Annotated in this window: 1 protein-coding gene and 1 pseudogene; both read left to right on the top strand. The window is 55.5% G+C overall.

Translation table 11 applies throughout. From position 1 onward, the window contains the following. A pseudogene (locus ACK6BI_RS27910) lies at positions 1-857 on the top strand (hypothetical protein); the annotation flags it as partial. Positions 858-936: 79 nt separating this feature from the next. Continuing rightward, on the top strand, positions 937-3,781 hold a 2,845-nt coding region (locus ACK6BI_RS27905), incomplete at its 3' end, for an Ig-like domain repeat protein (RefSeq protein WP_409319652.1).

The following is a 3,781-nucleotide window of genomic DNA, read 5'->3' as shown; positions in this document are numbered from 1 at the left end:
GGAAACCGGATGCGGTGTTCGGGTTCAATCAGCAGGATCAGTTGTATATCGGCTATCAGATCGCGGCGAATCTGAATGCCCGCTACGCCAATACGACCATGACGTGCCCAAATAACGAAGCCGCCTACAAATGCAGCGGAATCCTGGTGCGCACGACCAGTGCAACACCCGAATACCATGCGTGGAATTCCAGCCCCGGGTCGGTGGAGCGCAACGGCGTTTCTTTTTCCTATTTGCGAGCCGACATTTACCTGCCCATTCTGGCCTGGTCGAAACCGCAGGGTCTGATCCTCAAGGAGCTGTCTGCACCTGCGGCTTATCCTCTGACACTGCGCTGCGCATGGCCACATGACGCTGCTACGTTTTATCGAAGCGATAGTTGCAACCAATATTCACCGAGCCCTGTACCCAGTCGTCCCTGCGATGAGCAAGGCATTACCACGGTTGAGGCTTACCTCACTCATTTCAACGCACTGACCAATCGCTACGCAGGATGCAGCCTCAAAGGCGAACAAGCGCCTTTCGCCGCAAGCATTCAAGTTCGCGCATTGTTTTCGGCGCAGGACCAAAGGGTCCATAACGAATCCATCATCGCGGACTGGCCGCAGAACATTCCTGAAAAAATTCCGCTCCAGGCGTTTTTCTACACCAGAGCTGCGGGTAAGCCGAGCGCCCGGTACTTTCAGAAAGATTACTTAGAGCAAACCGCAGGTTACCTGCCGGTGGTGCAATTGAACTTCAACGCAGCAGATAGCGCCTACAGATTCGAATTCGATCCGCAAGACCAGCTTGTTGGCGGGCAAACGCCGTGTGCTCGGACCGTTGGTCGAAAACCTGCGCTCACCTGTCAGATCTGACAGTACCCCTCCCTCCTCCCCTCAGGTTCAATAAAAAACCGTCTGCGATCCCATTGCGTGCTCTTTCAGGAGTTTCGTCATGCTCACCCACAGTCCGCTTCTGTTTCCCGATCTCGACCAGCCCGTCACCCTGGCGCTTCGGCCCATGCAGATCAGCGGCGCAGTCACGCCAGTCGAGGATGCCGATGGCGGGATCAATATTGCAGTGGTCGAGGAAAGCGCCAGCGGGGTGCTGTGCGTAATTGTGGCGTACCTCGACATGCTGGAGGGTGATAAAAATGTCGTTTACTGGGATGACGTTCCGGTGTTCACCCGAATGGTTGAACCGGGGGAAAAAGACAGGCATCTGTTTTTTTACCTGCCCAAAGAGCTTTTCACTCCCGGTCTGCATGAATGCTTTTATGAGTTGACCCGGTTCGGCGCAACCACGCCGGACGATCCCTCAGTGGTGTCATCGTTTTTCGTCAAACTTACCAGACCCGGTGGCCGCGACAAGGAACCTCATCTACCTGACGGGCACTCAGAACTGCATATCGCGCAATTGCCGCAGGAAATCATCGATCAAGGCGTGATCGACGCCGAGTGGGCGAAAAAAGGCGTTCCGCTGACTGTCCGTGCCTACCCCGAAATCACGGTGTGGGACACGATTCGGATGCGCTGGGGCAGTCATACCTTGCTCCCTCACCTCGTCACGCAAGATCAGGCGGAGGGCAAGGACCCTATCGTGATCGTCGCAACACAGGAGGACATTCTGGCCGGTGGTGACAGCACGACACTGGAAATAAAATACGACCCTCACGATGAAGTCTGGAACTGGTCCTCCCGGCACTCCAAACGCACTCGGATTGCCGTCGATGCCGGCTCCTGGCGTCTGGCTGCCCCGATCATCAAGGAATCGGTCAATGGGATCATCACGATCATCGACTTGAACCAGCGGGACGTCACGGTCCAGGTCCATATCCAGGGCTCGGATTTCGCGTTGAACGACTCGGTGAAAATGACCTGGATCGGCAATCCCTTCAGTGGCAAGCCGTTGATTCACACGGAATCCAAAACGGTGGCGAACATCCCGAGTGTCATGGATTTCGCAGTGCCTTATGCACAAGTCCGCGCCATCGCCATGGGCCGGGCCGACGCCTCCTACGTGCTGACGAAAGCAGACGGAAGTCCGCCGTTATCCTCCAAACGTGAGTTCGCCGACGTGGTGGGTGACGTTTCGATGCCGGACGCACCGACGATTGACGAGTTGGTGGGCGACATACTCGAGTCGGACCGGCCTTACGCCACGGTGCGAATCAGGTACGCAACCATTGCCAATGGCGATCTGGTCGCCATGCACTGGATGGGCAAAAAGTCCAATGGCCAGCCCTATGTCCATGAAGACAGTCACACCGTCAGTGACAATGAGGCAAAAGAAGGCTTTTTCACTGTTTACGTCAACGCAGAGCACATCATCGTGCTCGACAAGGGCAGCCTTGATCTTTGGTACACCGTGTCCAATGACAAGCCGGAGCTCTACGGCGTCAATGATTCGGAGCATCTGTTGGTCAAGGTGCAAGCCGTCACAGCGACATTGCCAAGACCCGAGGTGGAAGAAGCCGACAAAGACAAGGACGTGCTAGACCCATCCAAAGTCTTCAATGTCGTCCACATATTGATCGAGAACCCGCCGACGCAAAAAGATGACATCGTGACCTGGTACTGGCAGGGAACCCATCCATTGGGCAACATCAGCGACTGGGTGCCCATCACTTCGCTGAGCGCCGGTAAACCGCTGCGTTTCCGAGTGCCTGCGGAGTACGTCATGATCAATATCGGGCAGTACGTCAAGGTGCGTTACTCGCTCAAGCACGCGACCACGGGTTTATACAGTCACTCCACCGTACTTAAACTGCTGATTGGATCGCTGGTAGGCGAATTGCCACCGCCGCAAGTCAAGCAGGCTCCGAATGCCGTGCTCAAAGCAATGGATGGGCTCAATGGTGTAGATGTCAACGTCAGCTACGACACTATGGATGCGGCCCTCGATACCATTCGCCTGCATTGGGTCGGCACTCCGGGCGCTGGTACATCAACAGATATTGAGCTGCCCGGGCATAGCAGTGGCAGCGTGAACTTTCACCTTCCCCTTACGGTTATCGGCCCAAACATCAACAAAACTGTGGACGTGCAGTATTTCGTTCGCCGCTATGGCCATGAGACAGAATCAGAATCGTTGGGCCTGAGAGTAACGGGATTCGACGACCCCGAGAACGATCTGCCTCGCCCGCAAGTGCGTCAGTCAGTCAACCAGATTCTCGACCTGATGACGTTCAGTGGCGATGCCAACACGCTCGTGTCCAAGTGGCATTACATCGCACTCAAGCAACGCATTTGGCTGAGGCTGGAAGGCAAGACAGCAGCGGGCAGCGACTACGTCATCCGGATGCTCGATGGCGTCGAGACCACTCCAGCGCAGGTCAGCAACGGGCTAAATGAAGTACTGCTCAGAAGCGAGTTGATGAAACTGGGGCACTCCACACCGGCAAATATTATTTGCAACGTCTCGTTTGATGGCACCGATCAGGAAGTCAATGCGATTGAGTTCCCGAAATTGTCGCTGACGATCAGAACCCGGTACGACTGGCTGACGCCGAAGATCACCCATGTGACTGACGCCAGTGGGGAGGTTACAGAGGGTGGCGATACGTTCTTTGATCAGGTCACCGTCAAAGGCACCGCGACCCGGGATGAGAAGGTCGAGATTTTCGATGGCTCCATCTCACACGGCAATGTTGACGTTGGGATTGATGGCGTCTGGAGCAAGATCCTGTCCAATCTGCCAGCGAAGAACTATCACATTACCGCTCACGCCCTTTATGGAGCCGATCCGGTTTCCAGTCTGATCCGGGCGTTCACAGTGAAGACAGCTATTTCACCGACCC

Source organism: Pseudomonas sp. KCJK9016 (assembly GCF_046231795.1).
GTDB lineage: Bacteria > Pseudomonadota > Gammaproteobacteria > Pseudomonadales > Pseudomonadaceae > Aquipseudomonas > Aquipseudomonas bananamidigenes.
This window is presented reverse-complemented; position numbering and strand designations above follow the sequence as displayed.